Genomic DNA, 20,063 nt, shown 5'->3' on the forward strand with positions numbered 1-20,063 from the left:
GTCGTGTTTCTGAAATTGCTAAGCATTAATTCAGGTTGTATTTGAGAGTTAGGTAAACCGATCTGGGTTCGCTTGGATAATAAAAGTGAGCCCCGCTAAACGAGCTTACTCCTCCATAGCTTGAATACTGCGCATTGCCAATATTTTTGACGGTTAATCGCGTTTCGATTGCTTGGAATTTATAGGAAGTAAACACATCGCCTATAACGTATGAAGGCATAACAGGGGCTGCGCTGTAACTATTGGGCCCCGTATCGTAATACTGATTGCTTACATAATTAACTACGCCGCCAATAGCCCATTTGCTTGAAATGAGATAGTTGGCTCTAGCATTGAGTGTCGTGTCTGGGACTATTGGAATGGGGTTTCCAGCATAAGGCCCATTCGCATAGTAAGACTTCTGATATTTTCCTCCGGCCCCAATATTGAGAGAAGATGAGATGTTTGAGCTCATATCAAACAAAATCCCACCTCTATTCGTCTGGTAAATGGAATTGTAGTTATAGCCCGTTGTTGGGTTATAGCTAATTTCATTTTGAGTCATAGATTTAAATATGGAAGAGGTAAGTCTTACATTTGAGATCGTCCAGTTACCCCCCATCTCATAGGTTTGAGTGGTTTGTGGCTGCAAGATTCCATTAAATACTGTTCTACCAACCCAATTTACATCGTATGCAAATCCCCAATATTCATCAATGTTTGGAAATCTAAAGGACTGATTCCACTTTGCGTATATTCGCTGGCCAGGAAGGTAATTGACATTTACAGCAAGATCCCCAGCATTTGCCGCAAATTGCTGGGTATTACTAACGGTGCCATTAGCTGCGCTGATTGAAGTGTTGCTAGTGGAAGCTTGTTGTACTTGGCGGCGAAAACCTCCGCTTGCCTCAACTATATTTCCAAGCGGCACTCTTTGCATTACATATACAGAGTTATTAACTTGCGTAGCACTTTGAGAGTCGCTAGTCAGGTTGTTGTAATAATTGCCATTTACGTTGGCATTAATGATTCCTTGCGATAGTGGGCTGTAGCTATTGCCTCCACCTTGGTTTGCTTTGGAAAAATCATACCCAACTATTGTGGTACCTACTCCAGTAAAGTTTGCCTTAAGTCGAGGGGATGCAGCGAATTGCCAACCCTGCAACTTGTTGTTCATAGCACTTCCAGCGTATCCATAGTAGTCTAGGTTAGTTGGATCAAGAGATGTGAAATAGTCTGCTTGGGGTGAATAAAAGAAAGTAGTTTTATTGTTGTATGAGGTATCAAGCTCAACTACGTAAGCTTCGTTTAAAGTTTTCGTGAGCCCTTGGCGAAATCCAGAATTATTGACCGTGTAATTGTTGCCGGCATTTTGTGGTCTCACCGATAAGGGGTTTCCTGATCCAACTAAACCCACTACTGGGCTGGCTATCTGAGAGTTTGTGTAGCCATAGTACCCATCAACAAAGACTCGATCATTTCCACCGAGATCTTGCAGTATTTTTGCATCTACTGAGTAAGCATTCGCTGCGGTATTTGGCCTCCAACCATTTGTGTTGGAGGTGTTTGCGCTCAGTTGGTAGGTAGTTTTTTCAACCGTATTTTTGAAAATAGCATTATTTATTAATGTCCCCCATGTTCCATAGGTAGAGGAGGCTTGATTAATATTTTTCTTGCTGCCATTTGTGATGATGTTGATAACGCCTCCAACTGCACCATTTCCGTATTGAACGCTGGCACCGCCTTGCAGGATTTCTATGCGCTCGATGGAATCGATCGGAATCGATTGCCAGTCAACACTTCCTGAGTCAATTGGATTGATCCGTATTCCATCCACCAACACTACAGTTGTACTGTTACCTGTCGGACCAAATCCCCCCATATCTACAGAGGCGTCTAAATTTAACGAGCTTGAGTTCAAGCCCTTCACCAAAAGACCGCCAATTTGCGACAGTACTTGTGGAATGGTATTCGAGCTAGAGTTGTCTATTTCATCGCGGGTGATGACTTTGACGTTGGCTGGAACCTGATTTAAGTTTTCTTCAAAGCGCGAGCCGGTCACAATGACCGTCGATTGATTGCTTTGAGCGATTGCTGTCGTACTAAGTGGTATAAATGCGCCGCAAAAAAGGGTAACTAAAGTTTTGCTACTGAACTGCTGTTTCATGATGAACCTTCTGCCTTCGAATCACCTAGCTAACTTCCCCGTAAGCTGGGTCGAACAGAATTTCACATTGTGAGAGATCAGGCGTCAATTGGGCATCGTGCCAGCTTAGCAGGAGATGCTTCATCGGCGCGCGAAGGTCCCCGTCCGCAAAATTCCACCTGTAATGGCCGGTATCCGGGCTAGTAAATCTCAGAATCTGGCCTTCCCATGCAATTGACACGCACAGTGGCTTATTCAGACTCCTGACACCCTTACTTTGAAGTTAGGGTGCATTTACTTACCGTTGCGGGGGCAGCACACGTTTAGTGTTTCCCGTTTAACTTTGTTGCATTGCAACAAAGCACCACTACGATTTCATAATAGCTCATAAACCGGTAAAAACTGCTTTTAGGGTGAAAAAAGCCTACAATCTTGGCTCTAGGATTAAGAATTCATGACAGCATTAGACAAGCACCCCGAAAAAAACCTCATTCGTTTGCAGTTGAGCCAAAACTCGGTGTTAAAAAGCTTAGATCCTGAAGCAATGGCTGATTTAGAGCGCCATTTAGTGATTTCAGACCTCAAAAAATCAGAAATCCTGCTCCATCAAGGCGACCACCAGATGGAGCAATATTTCGTTTTAGACGGGATTTTGAAGAGAATTGTCTCTAGCGCCGATGCAAAAGAGATGATTTTGCGCTTCGCCATCGAAAAAGATATTGAAACGAGTTATGCGGCCTGGCGCCTCAAGACTGCCGCCCCATATAGCATTGCCTCGGTCACCAAGGCTCGAGTTGCCCGTATGCCACTAAAGAAATGGGCTGAATTTTTGGAGGTCCACAAACCCCTTAAAGAAAGCTTTGAGTTTGAGGTGATGCGCTTGATGAGCGAGATCATGGCCCATACGATTACCCTGCATATGCTTGATGCGCCAGGTCGGGTAGAGCGTTTTTTACGTAAATACGAAGACTTGTTTGAGCTGCTCCCTAAAAAAGAGTTGGCCGCTTACCTTAATCTCTCTCCAGAGACATTGAGCCGCCTTAAAACAAAGCATAAAGAGCTTTTTGTCTAAATAGCAGGCCTAGATGTTTCTAGATTTCAGGGGAAATTGACCGAAGTCAATGATGAACTTGATCCCTGAGCCTAAGATTCATATCAGCCTTAACGGGAGCGCTTTTGATGCCCGTGGCACCACTAATAACTTAATTGGAGACAGTTAGCGAAAGCTAAATTGCACTGAGCGTGCTTAACGTTCGGGCGGTGTAATTAACTATAAATTTCTATGACAACAGATAATCAAAATACCCAAGTCACTGATGGCTTTCATCTCGTCATCGACGCTTTAAAAGCAAATGACTTAGACACCATTTTTGGTCTCGTTGGTATTCCAATTACCGACTTATGCCGTTTGGCTCAAGCTGAAGGTTTGCGTTTCATCGGTTTCCGTCACGAGCAGCATGCCGGTAACGCCGCAGCGATTGCAGGTTATATGACTCAAAAGCCTGGTATCTGCATGACTGTGTCAGCGCCAGGTTTCTTGAATGGATTAACGGCATTAGCCAATGCCACTGTGAACTGCTTTCCAATGATTTTGATCTCTGGTTCAAGTGAGCGCGAGATCGTTGACTTGCAACAAGGTGACTACGAAGAGATGGATCAGCTTAATGCAGCTAAGCCATATTGCAAAGCTGCATACCGCATTAATCACATTGAAGACATCGGCATTGGTTTTGCGCGCGCAATTCGTGCGGCCGTTTCTGGTCGCCCAGGTGGTGTATACCTAGACTTGCCGGCACAGCTATTAGCCCAAACAATGCCTGTTGAAGAAGCGAAGAAATCCATCTTCAAGGTAATCGATCCAGTTCCACGTCAAATCCCTGCGGCAGATGCAGTAGAGCGTGCCTTGAATGTATTAAAGGGTGCAAAGCGCCCATTGATTTTGTTAGGCAAGGGCGCTGCTTATGCTCAAGCCGATGCTGACATTCGTGCATTGATTGAGAAGTCTGGTATTCCATATTTACCAATGTCGATGGCTAAAGGTTTGTTGCCAGACAACCACCCGCAATCCGCTTCTGCCGCACGTTCATTTGTATTGGCTGAGGCTGATGCGGTGATGTTGGTTGGTGCGCGTTTGAACTGGTTACTTGCGCACGGTAAGGGCAAGACCTGGGGTAAAGATCCTAAGAAATTTATTCAGATCGATATTCAGTCAAACGAAGTGGACAGTAACGTACAAATCGATGCCCCATTGATTGGCGATATTGGCTCTGTTGTTGGCGAACTCTTAAAGGGGATTGCTGTAGTTCCAAAGCCTTCTGCCGAGTGGATCAGCGCGATCAACGAGAAAAAAGATAAGAACATGGCGAAGATGGCTGAAACATTGGCCAAAGAAGCTTCACCAATGAACTTCCATGGTGCTTTGCGTGCCATTCGTGATGTGATCAAGCTAAACCCAGATGTGAACTTGGTAAACGAAGGTGCAAACACACTCGACTATTGCCGCGCAATCGTGGATATGTATAAGCCACGTAAACGTTTTGACTCTGGTACCTGGGGCATTATGGGTATCGGTATGGGCTATGCCATTGGAGCTGCTGTAACGAGCGGCTTGCCTACGGTTGCGGTTGAAGGCGATAGCGCATTTGGCTTTAGCGGTATGGAGTTAGAAACTATTTGTCGCTACAACCTGCCAATCACTACAGTGGTGTTCAACAATAATGGTGTTTACCGCGGTACTGACGTGAATCCTACTGGTGGTGCTGATGTTGCGCCAACAGTATTCGTGAAAAATGCCCGTTACGACAAAATGATTGAGGCATTTGGTGGTGTTGGTTACTACGTAACTACCCCAGCGGAGTTAGAAGCTGCATTGACTAAAGCGATTGCTGAAGGCAAGCCTGCATTGATTAATGCTGTAATTGATGAAACTGCTGGAACAGAGAGTGGACGTTTAACTAACTTGAATCCATCTACTGCTGCCGTTAAGCATTAATTCAAAGTTAATTGGTAATCAAGACGTAATATTTTTGAACTAAATTTAGTAACAAATAAGCAATACTTTAAGGAGAATCAAACATGACTAAACCATTAGACGGTATTCGCATCATCGATTTCACACACGTACAAGCTGGTCCTGCATGTACTCAGTTGTTGGCTTGGTACGGCGCTGACGTGATTAAAGTTGAGCGTCCAGGCTCTGGCGACGTCACTCGTAGCCAGTTGCGCGATATTCCAGGTGCAGATGCTTTGTACTTCACGATGTTGAACGGTAATAAGCGTTCATTGACTTTAGACACTAAGACTCAAGAAGGTAAAGAAGTTTTAGAGAAGATGATCAAGACTTCTGACGTCATGGTTGAGAACTTCGGTCCAGGTGCTTTGGACCGCATGGGTTTTAGCTGGGCGCGTATTCAGGAATTGAATCCAAAGATGATCATGGCTTCTGTAAAAGGCTTTAGCGATGGTCACTCATACGAAGACTTAAAGGTATATGAGAACGTTGCTCAGTGTGCTGGTGGTGCCGCTTCTACAACTGGTTTCTGGGATGGTCCTCCAACAGTTTCTGCTGCCGCTTTGGGCGATAGCAATACTGGTATGCACTTGGCCATTGGTATTTTGACTGCATTGATGCAGCGTCAAAAAACTGGTAAAGGTCAAAAAGTATCTTGCTCAATGCAAGATGCCGTATTGAACTTGTGCCGCGTGAAGTTGCGCGACCAACAGCGTTTGGACAAAATTGGTTACCTCGAAGAGTACCCACAGTACCCACACGGTACATTCTCTGACGTAGTTCCACGTGGCGGTAACGCTGGTGGTGGCGGTCAGCCAGGTTGGGTATTGAAGTGTAAGGGTTGGGAAACAGATCCAAACGCCTACATTTATTTCACAATTCAAGGTCATGCATGGGAGCCAATCACTCGTGCGATCGGTAAGCCAGAGTGGGCAACTGATCCAGCGTACATGACTGCTGAAGCACGTCAAGATAAGATTTTTGATATCTTCGCAACAATCGAAGAGTGGCTTAAGGACAAGACTAAGTACGAAGCTGTGGACATCCTCCGTAAGTTCGACATTCCTTGCGCACCAGTGCTGTCAATGAAAGAATTAGCCAACTCACCTGACTTGCGTAAGAGTGGCTCTATCGTTGAAGTGGATCACAAGGTACGCGGTAAGTACTTGACTATCGGTAGCCCAATCAAGTTTTCAGATTTGGAAATCGAAGTAGGTCCATCACCAGTATTGGGTGAGCATACGAATGAAGTGTTGACTGACCTCGGCTATAGCGCCGATGACATCGCTAAGTTGCATGCAGCAAAAGCAGTTTAATAACGATTAGCAGTATTTTTTTAGCTTGAAAGGCGCTCCTGGTGGGCGCCTTTTTTATTCATTATCGGCAACAAAGAGCTCTTGCTCGATCTTAAAAAAGCCCTCAGTCTGTAGCCAAATGGCTATTCTCGGGCATTAAAAGCGAGGATGCCCAATAAATAGGCATCCCGTAATGCACCATAATCCGGCGCTGGTAAAATTGTTTCAATTCAAAATTTTATTCTTATTAGGGCTTCAATCATGGCAAAAGCATTAGAAGGAGTCAAGGTTCTTGACTTCACGCACGTTCAATCTGGACCTACCTGCACTCAGCTGCTCGCTTGGTTTGGTGCTGATGTAATCAAAGTAGAAAAATCTGGTGAGGGTGATGCTACCCGTGGTCAATTGCGCGACATCCCGGATGCGGATAGTTTGTATTTCACAATGCTGAACCATAACAAGCGTTCAATCACTGTGAATACTAAAACTCTTAAGGGTAAAGAAATTCTAGAACGCCTGATTAAAGAGTGTGATGTGCTAGTTGAGAACTTTGCTCCTGGCGCATTAGATCGCATGGGTTTTTCTTGGGCGCGCATTCAGGAACTCAATCCAATGATGATCATGGCCTCAGTAAAAGGTTTTGGTCCTGGCCCTTACGAAGATTGCAAAGTGTATGAGAACGTAGCGCAGTGTGCTGGTGGTTCAGCATCTACTACCGGTTTTGATGATGGTCCTCCAATGGTGACTGGCGCGCAGATTGGCGATAGCGGTACGGGATTACATTTGGCTCTAGGTATCGTTACGGCTTTATATCAGCGCACACACTCTGGCCGTGGTCAAAAAGTATTGGCAGCGATGCAAGATGCTGTATTGAATTTATGTCGCGTGAAGTTGCGTGATCAACAGCGCTTAGAGCGTAACGGCTTGATGCAAGAGTACCCACAGTTTCCCAATGGAGAGTTTGGTGATGCTGTGCCCCGCGCTGGTAATGCCTCTGGTGGCGGTCAACCAGGCTGGATTGTGAAATGCAAAGGCTGGGAAACGGATCCAAACTCTTATATGTATGTCATCGTGCAAGCTCCAGTTTGGGAGGCAGTATGTAAAGTGATCGGTCGTGAAGATTGGATTACGGATGTGCGTTTTGCATCACCAATGGCTCGCTTGCCACACTTGATGGAAATTTTCGGTGAAATTGAGAAATGGACAATGACTAAGACTAAGTTTGAAGTCATGGATATTCTGAATAAATACGATATTCCTTGCGGCCCTATTTTGTCGATGAAAGAAATCGCAGAAGAGCCTGCATTGCGTGCGACTGGAACTGTAGTTGAAGTAGATCACCCAATTCGTGGCAAGTACCTGACTGTAGGTAATCCAATTAAGATGTCTGATAGCCCAACTGACGTCACACGTTCACCATTATTGGGCGAGCATACTGATGAAATTCTGAGTGAACTGGGTTACTCAACCGACGAGCTGATTGCTCTACGCCACGATAAGGTGATCTAAGATGCGGGTTGCGCTGATTGGTAGTGCTGATTTTGGTAAGGCGGCCTTGGAGGCTTTTTTAGATCGTGGCGATGAGATCGTTGCCGTATTTTGTCCGCCGGATAATCCTAAATCGACTAAGCCTGAGGTTTTGAAAGAGGCTACTATTGCAAAGGGTTTAACGCCTTTGCAATTTGCGTCTCTCAAGGGCCCTGAAGCAGCACAAGCGATGATTGATAGCAAGGCCGATATCTGTGTCATGGCCTATGTGCTGCAGTTCGTGCCACAAGAGCTTTGTAAGATTCCTAAGCACGGCACGATTCAATATCACCCATCATTACTGCCGAAATATCGGGGCCCCAGCGCAATTAACTGGGCGATCGCATTGGGTGAGGAGAAGACGGGCTTAACTATTTTCCGCCCATCTGATGGTTTGGATGAGGGTGAAGTGATCTTGCAAAAAGAAGTGGTAATTGCTCCTGACGACACTTTAGGAAAAGTCTACTTTGATAAATTATTTCCATTGGGCGTTAAAGCGCTACTGGAGTCTGCTGATCTAGTAGTTGCCAACAAACATCAAGAAGTTGTTCAAGATGAATCAAAGGCGAATTACGAGGGCTGGTTCGGTGTGGATGCTGCTCAAATCCATTGGGCTACCCATATTAATCAGATCTACAACTTAATTCGTGCGGCTAATCCAGCGCCCGGCGCTTGGGCTAAATTTGGCGAGCAAAAAGTGCAGATCTACGACTGCCATAAGCATGTAGTAGCTACCTTTAGCGCCGTAAAGGGCAAGCCTGGTGAAATCACCCAAATTACTTTGGACTCATTCTTCGTGGCCTGTCATGGCGGACAAATCGAAGTCCTTAAAGCAAAAGGTGCCGCAGGGAAAGTAACAGGTGCTGAATTAGCTAAGGAATTAAATCTAGAAGTGGGTCAGTTTTTCTCGTTGTAGATTTATTAGGCACGAATAATTACGCCCTACCTTAGCGCTCTGATACGTTGTTGTGATGTGCGATAACGAACAAAATTAATTATTTTTTTTATAAAAGTAGTACTTTATAAATATAAAAGTTACTTTCGATTCTTCTTGGTGAATACCCCTAAGGAGAATACGATTTAAGGATGTCTGAACCATGCCTTAAATACCTGCATTTTTCCAATTCCATCAGGAAGATCAATAAGCGTTATAAGTTGACCGAATACAAGCAGGTCAAGGTGTTGGAGGCCGTCCTAACTGCCCATATGGAGGGTGTGACCCTCTCAGTCTTGGATCTCATACTGATGAAGGAGATTGCATCCCAAGCAACTCTACATTCAATTACAAAGCTATTAATTGACTCAAAACTGATTAAGACTGAGCTTTGCAAAGAAGATGGCCGGCGCAAATATATATTACCAACCAAGCTGGGGATCTCTTGGTTAAATGAATGCTCAGAAATGCTGACCTCAGCCCGTAAGAAATGATTTTTTATGTAGAGCATGGATTTATTGGGATTGCTATCGATGTCTACGTTAGCCCTTGCCCAACCCTCGAAAGAGGATAGCGTCCTTTGTTATAAATCAACTATCAAAGAACCCATCACCTTTTACGGCAATCCAGGAGATATCTTCACTTTGTATGACGGTAGTAGATGGAAGGTTGCTAATGCCGGTCCATTTGAATATGTACCTGCGCGTTATCGCAATGTACTAATTTGCCCAAGTGAGCAAGTCCTCATCGTTGATAAGAGGGCACTCTCAGTTGAGAGAGTGAGAAGTTAAACCTATTCTTTTTGAATTAAATTTCCAAGTTATCAATCAGACGAGTTTTGCCCAGCTTTGCAGCTGTCAGAATTACTAGCGGCTCGCCAGCTTGAAGGCTCTCATTTGAGGCTGGAGCTAAATCGCTTTGCTGACGTATGGCAATATAGTCTGGCTGCCAGCCGCGTCCTGCTAAAAGATCTATAGCAAGTTTTTCAATCTCAATCAGTGACTGGGTACTACGCTCATTCAAATCCAATACGCGTGTACGAACTTCCTTCAAGATTTTTTGAAGCTCGGGCGCTTCTAGACGTTCTTCAATAGAGAGATAACCATTACGAGAGGAGAGGGCAAGGCCATCTTCGGCGCGAATCGTTTCACCCGGGATGATGTCAACTGGGAGGGCAAACTGTTTAGCCATCTGGCGAATAATCATCAGTTGCTGGTAATCTTTTTTACCAAAGACTGCTACTTTGGGCTGTACGCAAGAAAGTAACTTGAGTACAACAGTGCAAACCCCTTTAAAGAAGCCGGGACGGAATTCACCCTCAAGGATGTCGCCTAGTTGCTGTGGCGGATCTACGCGATATTCCTGAGGCTGCGGATATAGGTCGCGCTCAGTGGGTGCAAACAAGATGTACACACCTTCTTTTTCGAGCTTATCAATATCTGCCTGCATAGTGCGCGGGTAGCTATCAAAATCTTCATTTGGACCAAACTGTAGGCGGTTCACAAAGATGCTGGCGACTACTGGATCTCCATGTTGCCTGGCAAGACGCATCAGCGATAAATGACCTTCATGGAGATTGCCCATAGTTGGCACAAAAGAGGCACGATTTTGTCCGCGCAAGTGGTCGCGCAACTCTTGTATATCGCTAATAATTTTCATGCAACAGGGGTATAGGCAAGGCGTACGTAGATTGGAGCGTATGGCTCTGCTTGGGTAATTTCAACCAGAGCTTCGCGTGAGAGCTCAAGCATCGCAATAAAGTTTACGATGACCACCGGAATGCCTTTGCCGGATTTAATGGCTTCTTCAAATAGCTCACCAAACTCGACGAAGCGCGTGTTTTGTAGGCGACGCAAGATACGTGTCATGAAATCGCGAACAGACAACTCTTCACGGGTAATCGTATGGTGTTGATTCAGTTTTGCGCGGTGTAACACGTCACGCCAAGCCATCTGTAGGTCATCTTGATTGACCTCAGGCCAAGTCACTGCAACAGTGGTATCAACGTATCCATGAGCGATTTGGAAATCACGTCCTTGTTGTGGAATTTGGTCAAGCTCTTGAGCAGCCAGTTTCATGCGCTCGTATTCTAAGAGGCGACGAACTAATTCGGCGCGTGGATCTTCAACCTCTTCATCGCTATCAGCCTTCTTCATTGGCAATAGCATGCGAGATTTAATCTCGATCAACATAGCAGCCATCAATAGATACTCAGCAGCTAGCTCTAGGTTGTGATGGCGGATTTGATCAATGTAACTCAAGTATTGCTGAGTCACCTGTGCCATTGGAATATCAAGCACATTGAAATTCTGTTTACGAATCAAATAAAGCAGAAGATCGAGTGGGCCCTCAAATGCTTCTAGAAAAACTTCTAGAGCATCAGGTGGAATATAGAGATCTGTTGGCAGCTTAAATAGTGGCTCACCATACAGTTTGGCGAAAGCCGAAGACATCCCGTCGGTAACCGATGGTGTGCTATCAAGCAGCTCGGTTTGAACGCTTGGCTCTGCTCCCAAGTCATTGCTCGAGTTAGTCATTCGAATACACGTAAGCGCGTTGTTTTAATTTGGCTGCCTGAGCACGACGTTGATCTTCAATAGTCAAAGGCTCTTTATCCCAAAGGAGTGCGCGACCAGCTTGCTGGCCAGCCTCGAGATCTGGTTTCTCAGATTTGAGCTCATTTAAGAACTGGGTGAATTCGGATGTATACCTAGCCATCATATTTCCTAAAATTCTTATTTAATTCAATAACTTACAAAAAATTACTGCGAAGCAATGTATTACTTAGGCCATCATTATTAACGATTTTTCCTACAAGCCTGCCGACTTTTTGGCTAATTCCTAGAAATTCGCTCTTTTGACCCTATTTTTAGAGATTTGCAGCCAATAAAGCCTCGATTTGAGGCGCTTCAACGCGCGTCATGAGGTGTTTATAGGGTTTGATCGGATTTTGGCTGGAGAGAGGTGTTTTAACGTCATTCCAAGTCATCGCTGGCACAGAGAGGAAGTCCTCAACCCCGGCTGTGACTTGTGGCAGTACTGGCTTGAGATAAAGACTCAATAAGCGGAATGCCTCTAAGGTGACGCTGCAGACTCGCTGTAAGTCAGACTCGCGCTCAGGATCTTTGGCGATTTCCCAGGGCTTGTTTTCATCAACAAAAGCATTGACCTTGTCAGCCAGTTCCATGATGGTGCGCAATGCTTTGGCATATTCACGAGCCTCGTACAGGTCAGCAATTTTTTCACTAGCAGATGCAATGTCAGCAAGCAGTGGATTACTCATTGCCGCATCAGAAACGACACCACCAAAACGCTTTACCAAGAAACCAGCGCTGCGACTGGCAATATTGATGTACTTGCCTAGTAGATCGCTATTCACGCGAGCAACAAAGTCTTGGAGATTTAAATCCAAATCTTCCATGCTGTCATTGAGTTTGGTTGCAAAGTAATAGCGGAACCACTCAGGATTAAATCCAGATTCAATGACGCTATGCGCAGAAATTAAAGTACCACGTGACTTACTCATCTTCTCGCCATCGACCGTGAGGAAGCCATGAGCAAACACATTGGTTGGCGTGCGGTAGCCTGCAAAGTGCAGGGTTGCTGGCCAAAAGAGTGTGTGGAAATACAAAATATCTTTACCGATGAAGTGATACTGCTCGGTAGTTGTATCTGGCCTGACCCATTCTTCAAAGTTCATACCTTTAGCTTGGCAGTAATTGAGGAAGCTGGCGTAATAGCCAATCGGCGCATCAAGCCACACATAAAAATATTTGCCTGGTGCATCCGGAATCTCAAAGCCAAAGTAGGGGGCATCACGGGAGATATCCCAGTCGCCTAGCTTGCTTTCTCCGGGCTGTCCAACCCACTCCTTCATTTTGTTGCGAGCTTCAGGTTGTAGCGGGGTTCTTACCTGAGTCCAGTCACGTAAGAAAGTTTCGCAGCGCGGATCGGATAGCTTAAAGAAGTAATGATCGGAAACTTTTTTAATGGGTGTTGCACCGCTTACTACTGAGAACGGATTTTTCAAATCTGTTGGAGAGTAAGTTGCTCCGCACTTTTCGCAAGAGTCGCCGTACTGATCTTTGGCTCCACACTTAGGGCACTCGCCTTTGATAAAGCGATCTGGCAAGAACATTTCTTTAACGGGATCGTAGGCTTGCTCAATCGAGCGCATTTCAATTAAGCCGGCATCACGTAACTTGAGATAGATGCTTTGAGACAGCTTTTCATTCTCAGGGCTATCTGTGGTGAAGTAGTTATCAAATGAGATTAAGAAATCATCAAAGTCGCGCTTGTGCTCTTTCCAAACATTGGCAATGAGTTCTTTCGGGGTGATGCCCTCTTTTTCGGCACGCAACATGATTGGAGTGCCGTGGGTGTCATCAGCGCCAACATAGTGCACTTCGTGACCACGCATTCTCTGAAAGCGAACCCAAATATCTGTCTGGACATACTCCACTAAATGCCCAATATGAATCTGGCCATTGGCGTAAGGTAAGGCGGAGGTAACTAGCAGGCGACGTTTGGGGCTACTCATGCGTACTTAAATAGAAAAATTTAACAAATGGGAATACCAGATTATGGGGCTTGGGGCCTCATTTCAGCACCAATTTTAGTCTGCGGTTAAAGTTAACACCGATTTGAACCTATTCAAGAGGCGTTTTATGGCTTTGCCCCACAACATTCAGATGTCTCACGCTTCCGTGCCCATGGTGCACGAGGTGCAGGTCATGGATGAGGCAGGGCGCATCAAGACCACCCACATCCCTGGGGAGCGGCCTCTCACCATTTATTTAGACAAGCGCGAAGTGGTCACCCTGATGACCTTAGGGAGCGCCCCTGAGGCCTTAGTTTTGGGCTATTTGCGTAATCAACGTCTAGTGGAGTCGCCAGACGATATCGCGAGTATTCAGGTGGATTGGGAAACCGATTCTGCAGCAGTCAAAACTCATCGCAGTACGGTTGACATTGACGCCCTCACCAGCAAGCGCGTTGTAACGACGGGCTGTGGCCAAGGCACCATGTTTGGTGGTTTGATTGAGGAGATGGCAGAGATGAGATTGCCGGATGGCCCTCAATTAACCCAAGAGGCCATCGTTGATCTGGTTGATAGCATTCGAGTTCATGACACCATCTACAAAAAATCTGGCTCAGTTCATGCTTGTGCTGTATTTGAGCGGGATGGTAATAACAAGGTTCGCCTCCTCCATTTTATTGAGGATGTTGGGCGTCACAATGCCGTTGACTCGATCTCTGGGCTGATGTGGCTAGCGGACAAGCCAGGCAAAGACCTGATCTTCTTTACTACTGGACGCCTCACCTCGGAGATGGTTATCAAAGGTGCTCAGATGGGCATCCCCTTTCTCATGACTCGCTCTGGCATGACCTTAATGGGGCTGGAGCTTGCCCGCAAGACCAATCTCACCTTACTATCCCGTTGTTCTGGGAAGCATTTTGAGATCTTTAATGCCCCTGAGAGGGTAATTTTTACCTCTCCACCTGCCGCCTCGTAAATTCGTGGGCATCTGGCCCGTGATGGTTTTACAATTCGGCCATGACTATTAAATCTGACCACTGGATCCGCCGCATGGGCGAGCAAGGCATGATCAGCCCATTTGAACCTGGGCAGGTCCGCCATGATGCCGCCGGGCAAAAAATTGTGAGCTATGGCACTTCAAGCTATGGCTATGACATTCGTTGTGCTGATGAGTTCAAGATTTTCACGAACATCAACAGCACTATCGTTGATCCTAAGAATTTCGATGAGCAATCGTTTGTCGATTTCAAGGGTCCGGTTTGTATCATTCCGCCAAACTCTTTCGCTTTGGCAAGAACGGTTGAGTACTTCAAAATCCCACGCAGCGTCTTAACGGTGTGCGTTGGTAAGAGTACGTATGCGCGTTGCGGAATTATTGTGAACGTCACCCCATTCGAGCCTGAGTGGGAAGGTTACGTCACACTCGAGTTTTCTAATACGACCCCATTGCCTGCAAAGATTTATGCTGGCGAAGGATGCGCACAAGTTCTGTTCTTTGAAAGCGATGAAGTATGTGGCACATCGTACAAAGATCGTGGTGGAAAGTATCAAGGCCAAGTCGGCGTTACTCTGCCGAAGACTTAATCTGCTTAATCTGCTTAATCGCCGCATTGGCGACTTTAAAGGGTACACATGAAATTTCGTTTTCCAATCATCATTATTGATGAGGACTTTCGCTCTGAAAACATTTCAGGTTCGGGTATTCGCGACTTAGCGGAAGCGATTGAAAACGAGGGTATGGAAGTGATTGGCTTAACTAGCTATGGTGACCTCACATCCTTTGCCCAACAAGCCTCCCGCGCTTCTAGTTTTATTGTATCGATTGATGATGAGGAGTTTGTTTCTGACTCCGAAGATCATGACTTGCCTGCACTAAATAATTTACGTGCTTTTATTACTGAAGTACGTAAACGCAATGAAGATATTCCCATCTTCTTGTATGGCGAGACTCGCACTTCACGCCATATGCCCAATGACATCTTGCGCGAGTTGCACGGCTTTATTCATATGAATGAAGATACGCCAGAGTTTGTAGCGCGCCACATTATTCGTGAGGCAAAGGTCTATCTAGATTCATTAGCCCCCCCATTCTTCCGTGCCTTAACTAATTACGCCTCTGAAGGCTCTTACTCGTGGCATTGCCCTGGGCACTCTGGTGGTGTAGCTTTCTTGAAGAGCCCGGTAGGGCGTATGTTCCATCAATTCTTTGGTGAAAATATGCTGCGCGCTGACGTCTGCAACGCAGTAGAAGAATTAGGTCAGCTGTTAGATCACACTGGCCCCGTCTTACAAAGCGAGCGCAACGCTGCACGTATTTTCAACGCTGATCATTTATTCTTTGTGACAAACGGTACATCGACATCCAACAAAATTGTTTGGCACTCTACCGTTGCCCCTGGTGATGTAGTGCTGGTAGACCGTAACTGCCACAAGTCTGTGATTCATTCGATCACGATGATGGGTGCGATTCCGATCTTCTTGATGCCAACGCGTAATCACCTCGGCATTATTGGCCCGATTCCTAAAGAAGAGTTTGAGTGGAAAAACATCAAGAAGAAAATTGATGCCAACCCCTTCATTAAGGATAAGAACGTCGTGCCACGTGTCATGACCCTCACGCAAAGTACTTATGACGGCATCGTCTACAACGTCGAGATGATTAAAGACATGCTCGATGGCAAAGTCGATTCATTGCATTTCGATGAAGCTTGGTTGCCGCATGCTGCATTTCATCCTTTCTACAAAGACATGCATGCTATCGGTAACGATCGCAAGCGTACTAAGAAGAGTTTGATGTTTGCCACCCAGTCGACTCATAAGTTGCTGGCCGGTCTCTCACAAGCTTCACAGGTATTGGTGCAGGACGCAGAAGATACGAAGCTTGATCGCGACTGTTTCAATGAAGCTTATTTGATGCATACCTCTACTAGCCCCCAGTACGCCATCATCGCCTCTTGCGATGTGTCTGCTGCCATGATGGAATCGCCTGGCGGTACTACGCTCGTTGAGGAATCTATCGCTGAGGCAATGGACTTCCGCCGCGCTATGCGTGAAGTGGATGATAAGTTTGGTGCTGACTGGTGGTTCAAGGTTTGGGGTCCAGATCATTTAGCTGAAGAGGGTATTGGCGAACGTTCAGATTGGATTCTGGAGCCTAATGCCAGTTGGCATGACTTTGGTAAGGTGGCCAAAGACTTCAATATGCTTGATCCCATCAAGGCGACTGTAGTGACGCCTGGTTTAGATGTTGAAGGTAACTTCGGTTCCATGGGTATTCCGGCAAGTATTGTGACCAAGTACTTGGCTGAGCACGGCGTGATCGTAGAGAAGTGCGGTTTGTACTCCTTCTTCATCATGTTCACCATCGGTATCACCAAGGGTCGCTGGAATACTCTGGTAACCGAGCTACAGCAATTTAAAGACCACTTTGATAAGAACGCTCCATTATGGAAAGTATTGCCAGAGTTCGTCGCCAAACACCCTCGCTATGAGCGCGTAGGCCTCAAAGATATTTGCCAGCAGATTCATGAGTTCTATAAGGGTCGTAATGTAGCCCGTATGACTACAGAGATGTATACCTCCGATATGGTGCCAGCGATGATGCCTTCAGAGGCTTGGGCAAAGATGGCGCACAAAAAAGTGGATCGTGTTCCTTTGGATCAACTTGAAGATCGCATTACTGCCATGTTGGTAACGCCATATCCTCCAGGTATTCCACTCCTGATCCCGGGTGAACGTTTTAACAAACGCATCATTGATTATCTCTACTTTGCCCGTGACTTCAATGCGCAATTCCCAGGCTTTGAAACTGATATCCATGGATTGGTAAAGGGTGATATCAATGGAAGTAGCGAGTACTATGTTGATTGCGTAAGGCAGGAGCCAGATATCACTTTGTAATCTAGTTTAAGTAATCAATCCCTCTTAATACCCTGCTTTTGCGGGGTATTTTTTTGCTTGCGTATGAAGAGGCTTTTAACTATACTTGTACAATATATTGAACAAGTAAGGATGAGTCATGAGAGTAATTAATTTTTCTGACGCAAGAAACCAATTTAAACAAGTAATCGATCAAGTAGTGAGTGATTGCGATGTAGCCATCATCTCTCGTAGGGATGCTGATGATGCTGTGGTGATGTCTTTGAATACCTATAACAGCATGATGGAAACACTCCATTTATTAAAATCTCCAGCTAACGTAAAACATTTGGAGAAATCATTGGCGCAATATCGAAAAGGGCAAACCAAAGAAAAGAATCTTGTAGATGCTGAGTAGGGTTGTATGGACAAGTGCTTCATGGTCTGATTACGTTTACTGGCAAGGGCAAGATAAAAAAACTTTAAGGCGTATTAATGCGCTTATAAAAGATGCCATGCGAAATCCTGAGGATGGCATTGGAAAGCCCGAGGAATTAAGGGAAAGTCTATCGGGATTTTGGTCTAGACGAATTGATGATGTTCACCGTCTTGTCTACGCCATCGAGAAAGATCAGCTTGTGGTTATTGCTTGCCGATATCACTATCAATGATAGTGGATTGAAGATGGTTATTTGCCTGGCTTATCTAACTGAAAGATTACCGGCGCATCTTCATCAGCCTTGCTTGGTAATGAGTTTGGCTTAGCCTCTTCATTTCCTGTGAAATTAAAGTCTTGGCTTGGCACTACTGCTACAGGCTTATCTAGTAAGGTGGTGACTAAGGCTGGGAATGCTGCAACCATCACAACCATAATGAGCTGCAGAACAACCCAAGGTAATGCGCCCCAGTAGATATCGCTACTCTTGACTTCCTTGGGTGCCACACCACGCAGATAGAACAGTGCAAACCCAAATGGGGGGTGCATGAATGAGGTTTGCATATTGACACACAGCATGACACCAAACCACACCAGTGCGGCACTAGCAGCTGCTTGGGGGTTACCGTTCATGGAGGCAAGCAATACTGGTGCAAGTAGTTTGACTGCGACTGGTGCAAGCAGCGGCACAACGATGAAAGCGATTTCAAAGAAGTCTAAGAAGAATGCCAAGAAAAAAACAAACAGATTTACAGCAACCAAGAATCCAATCCAGCCTCCTGGTAGATCTGAAAATAATGCTTCTACCCAGCGACCGCCATCAACACCTTGAAAGACGACTGAGAAGCAAGTTGAACCAATCAAGATAAATACCACCATAGCGGTAATGCGCATGGTGGTTTGATAAGCTTGCTGTATCAAGCCCTTGAGATTGGGAATGCTGGCCCTGCGCATCCAAGCCAAGATGAGTGCACCCATCGCCCCCATGGCACCAGACTCAGTTGGGGTGGCGATGCCAGTCATGATGGTTCCCAGTACCAAGAAAATTAACGCCGCCGAGGGAATAATTCCTAATAGGCATTTCTTCCAGAGCGCCCAGCCTTTGAGAGTGAGCTCATTTTCTGGGGCGGCTGGAAGGTAATCAGGTCTAAAGCGAGAAAGGAAAAAGGTGTAGAGCGCAAAAAGACCAATTTGCAGTAGCGAAGGGCCCCAAGCGCCTAGATACATGCTGCCCACATCGGCGCTGCCGCTTTGAGTCTTTAACTGGTCGGCCAACACAATCAGCACCAAAGAGGGTGGTACTAGCTGGGTAATAGTCCCAGAGGCTGCTAAAACGCCCGTAGCGTAGCGCATGTTGTATCCATAACGCATCATCACCGGCAGGGAAATCATTGCCATAGCGATCACCTGAGCAGCTACGGTGCCGGTAATTGCCCCCAAAATAAATCCCACAATAATTACGGAGTAACCAAGCCCACCCCGTATACGCCCAAAGAGCTGACCCATGGAGTCCAGCATTTCTTCTGCAAGGCCGCAGCGTTCCAAGATTGCGCCCATGAAGGTGAAGAATGGGATTGCTAGAAGTAGATCGTTAGCCAGAACACTGCCAAAGATGCGCTGGGGAATGGCTTGCAAAAACGGCATACCAAAGAAATTCTCAGCAATTGCAATGCCGGCAAAAAATAATCCCGCAGCCATTAAAGAAAAAGCCACCGGAAAGCCGATCAGCATAAACACAATGAGTCCACTAAACATCAGCGGTGGCATCCATTCAAGTGGAATCATTGCATGGGCTTTTCATAATGGAGGTCGACAGCGGGTAATGTTGCTTTACCTTTAAGGGCGCCAATGCGTTTAATGATTTCTGATAGCCCCTGAAGACTCAGCATGAAGAAACCAAAAGGCACAACAAACTTAATGGGGTAGCGTGATAAACCACCTGCATTAAGTGAATGCTCAGATACTAACCAGGACGGGTAAAACAATGTAGTCCAAGATAGCCAGGTAAACAAAAGGCAAGCGGGTAATAAAAAAACAATCAAGCCAAAGAGGTCTATATAAAGACGTCCGCGATCAGAGAGCTGCGAGTAAATTAAATCGACTCGAACATGTTCATTGCGCTTAAGGGTGTATGCGGCCCCCAGCATGACAGCGGCAGCAAACAGATACCACTGTAATTCTAGTGGCCAGTTATTGCTGATATCTAGGCTGTAGCGAAGTAGAGCATTAACAGCTGATACTACACAAGACAGCAAAATCATAATGCCAGCTGCCTTGCCAAGGAATTGATTTAGGCGGTCAATTCCGGTTGAGAGCGTTCCCCAAAAGCCCATGCGGA

19 protein-coding genes and 1 riboswitch are annotated in these 20,063 nt (G+C 45.8%); of the genes, 12 read left to right on the top strand and 7 right to left on the bottom strand.

Going from position 1 to position 20,063, the window contains the following annotated elements; genetic code table 11:
• Positions 1-25: 25 nt before the first annotated feature.
• Positions 26-2,146, bottom strand: a complete 2,121-nt coding sequence (locus tag FD977_RS03050) for a TonB-dependent receptor (RefSeq protein ID WP_215306224.1) — start codon at positions 2,144-2,146, stop codon at positions 26-28.
• Positions 2,147-2,293: 147 nt separating this feature from the next.
• A riboswitch (cobalamin riboswitch) is annotated at positions 2,294-2,509 on the bottom strand.
• Positions 2,510-2,579: 70 nt separating this feature from the next.
• Between FD977_RS03050 and FD977_RS03055 the strand changes: the two genes are divergently transcribed.
• The 7 genes from FD977_RS03055 to FD977_RS03085 all read left to right on the top strand — a co-directional run bounded on the left by FD977_RS03055 (position 2,580) and on the right by FD977_RS03085 (position 9,682).
• A complete protein-coding gene (locus FD977_RS03055) occupies positions 2,580-3,197 on the top strand; it encodes a Crp/Fnr family transcriptional regulator (protein WP_215306226.1) in 618 nt (205 codons plus the stop codon).
• 210 nt (positions 3,198-3,407) lie between these two features.
• Positions 3,408-5,117 (top strand): oxalyl-CoA decarboxylase, encoded by a 1,710-nt coding sequence (gene oxc / locus FD977_RS03060; RefSeq protein ID WP_215306227.1) that lies wholly within the window; start codon positions 3,408-3,410, stop codon positions 5,115-5,117.
• An 83-nt stretch (positions 5,118-5,200) separates the two neighbouring features.
• Positions 5,201-6,451, top strand: coding sequence for a formyl-CoA transferase (gene frc, locus FD977_RS03065; RefSeq protein WP_215306229.1), 1,251 nt, complete (start codon positions 5,201-5,203; stop codon positions 6,449-6,451).
• Positions 6,452-6,691: 240 nt separating this feature from the next.
• The gene (frc, locus tag FD977_RS03070; RefSeq protein WP_215306231.1) at positions 6,692-7,939 is read left to right on the top strand and encodes a formyl-CoA transferase; all 1,248 of its coding nucleotides are present in this window, start codon (positions 6,692-6,694) and stop codon (positions 7,937-7,939) included.
• 1 nt (position 7,940) lies between these two features.
• Entirely contained in the window at positions 7,941-8,873 is a 933-nt protein-coding gene (locus tag FD977_RS03075) for a methionyl-tRNA formyltransferase (protein WP_215306233.1), read from the top strand.
• 170 nt (positions 8,874-9,043) lie between these two features.
• A complete protein-coding gene (locus FD977_RS03080) occupies positions 9,044-9,385 on the top strand; it encodes a hypothetical protein (RefSeq protein ID WP_215306235.1) in 342 nt (113 codons plus the stop codon).
• Positions 9,386-9,400: 15 nt separating this feature from the next.
• Complete coding sequence (locus FD977_RS03085) at positions 9,401-9,682, top strand: hypothetical protein (protein WP_215306237.1); 282 nt, start codon at positions 9,401-9,403, stop codon at positions 9,680-9,682.
• Positions 9,683-9,698: 16 nt separating this feature from the next.
• On the opposite strand, the gene panC is transcribed toward FD977_RS03085, so the two are convergent.
• The 4 genes from panC to metG form a co-directional block, all read right to left on the bottom strand.
• A complete protein-coding gene (gene panC, locus FD977_RS03090; protein WP_215306239.1) occupies positions 9,699-10,550 on the bottom strand; it encodes a pantoate--beta-alanine ligase in 852 nt (283 codons plus the stop codon).
• Positions 10,547-11,428, bottom strand: a complete 882-nt coding sequence (locus tag FD977_RS03095) for a ScpA family protein (RefSeq protein WP_215306241.1) — start codon at positions 11,426-11,428, stop codon at positions 10,547-10,549. Before FD977_RS03095 ends, panC begins: the two co-directional genes overlap by 4 nt.
• On the bottom strand, positions 11,421-11,609 hold the full coding sequence (locus FD977_RS03100) for a DUF3460 family protein (protein ID WP_215306243.1): 189 nt from the start codon (positions 11,607-11,609) through the stop codon (positions 11,421-11,423). Before FD977_RS03100 ends, FD977_RS03095 begins: the two co-directional genes overlap by 8 nt.
• Before the next feature lie 151 nt (positions 11,610-11,760).
• The gene (metG, locus tag FD977_RS03105; RefSeq protein ID WP_215306245.1) at positions 11,761-13,431 is read right to left on the bottom strand and encodes a methionine--tRNA ligase; all 1,671 of its coding nucleotides are present in this window, start codon (positions 13,429-13,431) and stop codon (positions 11,761-11,763) included.
• Positions 13,432-13,564: 133 nt separating this feature from the next.
• On the opposite strand from metG, the gene FD977_RS03110 reads away from it, so the two are divergent.
• The 5 genes from FD977_RS03110 to FD977_RS03130 all read left to right on the top strand — a co-directional run bounded on the left by FD977_RS03110 (position 13,565) and on the right by FD977_RS03130 (position 17,960).
• Positions 13,565-14,407 (top strand): formate dehydrogenase accessory sulfurtransferase FdhD, encoded by an 843-nt coding sequence (locus tag FD977_RS03110; RefSeq protein WP_215307023.1) that lies wholly within the window; start codon positions 13,565-13,567, stop codon positions 14,405-14,407.
• Between the two features lie 41 nt (positions 14,408-14,448).
• Positions 14,449-15,015 carry a dCTP deaminase gene (dcd, locus tag FD977_RS03115; RefSeq protein WP_173959774.1) on the top strand — a complete coding sequence of 189 codons (567 nt, stop codon included), beginning with the start codon at positions 14,449-14,451 and terminating at the stop codon, positions 15,013-15,015.
• Between the two features lie 48 nt (positions 15,016-15,063).
• Positions 15,064-17,331, top strand: a complete 2,268-nt coding sequence (locus FD977_RS03120) for an arginine/lysine/ornithine decarboxylase (protein WP_215306247.1) — start codon at positions 15,064-15,066, stop codon at positions 17,329-17,331.
• Between the two features lie 118 nt (positions 17,332-17,449).
• A complete protein-coding gene (locus tag FD977_RS03125) occupies positions 17,450-17,707 on the top strand; it encodes a type II toxin-antitoxin system Phd/YefM family antitoxin (protein WP_215306249.1) in 258 nt (85 codons plus the stop codon).
• Positions 17,697-17,960 carry a Txe/YoeB family addiction module toxin gene (locus FD977_RS03130; RefSeq protein WP_215306250.1) on the top strand — a complete coding sequence of 88 codons (264 nt, stop codon included), beginning with the start codon at positions 17,697-17,699 and terminating at the stop codon, positions 17,958-17,960. The genes FD977_RS03125 and FD977_RS03130 overlap by 11 nt, the downstream gene beginning before the upstream one ends.
• A 17-nt stretch (positions 17,961-17,977) precedes the next feature.
• Here FD977_RS03130 and FD977_RS03135 read toward each other — a convergent pair whose 3' ends face one another.
• Positions 17,978-19,510 carry a TRAP transporter large permease subunit gene (locus FD977_RS03135; RefSeq protein ID WP_215306252.1) on the bottom strand — a complete coding sequence of 511 codons (1,533 nt, stop codon included), beginning with the start codon at positions 19,508-19,510 and terminating at the stop codon, positions 17,978-17,980.
• Positions 19,507-20,058 carry a TRAP transporter small permease subunit gene (locus tag FD977_RS03140; RefSeq protein WP_215306254.1) on the bottom strand — a complete coding sequence of 184 codons (552 nt, stop codon included), beginning with the start codon at positions 20,056-20,058 and terminating at the stop codon, positions 19,507-19,509. The genes FD977_RS03135 and FD977_RS03140 overlap by 4 nt, the downstream gene beginning before the upstream one ends.
• Between the last annotated feature and the right edge of the window lie 5 nt (positions 20,059-20,063).

Source organism: Polynucleobacter sp. AP-Elch-400A-B2 (assembly GCF_018688355.1).
In the GTDB taxonomy this organism is placed as follows: Bacteria; Pseudomonadota; Gammaproteobacteria; order Burkholderiales; family Burkholderiaceae; genus Polynucleobacter.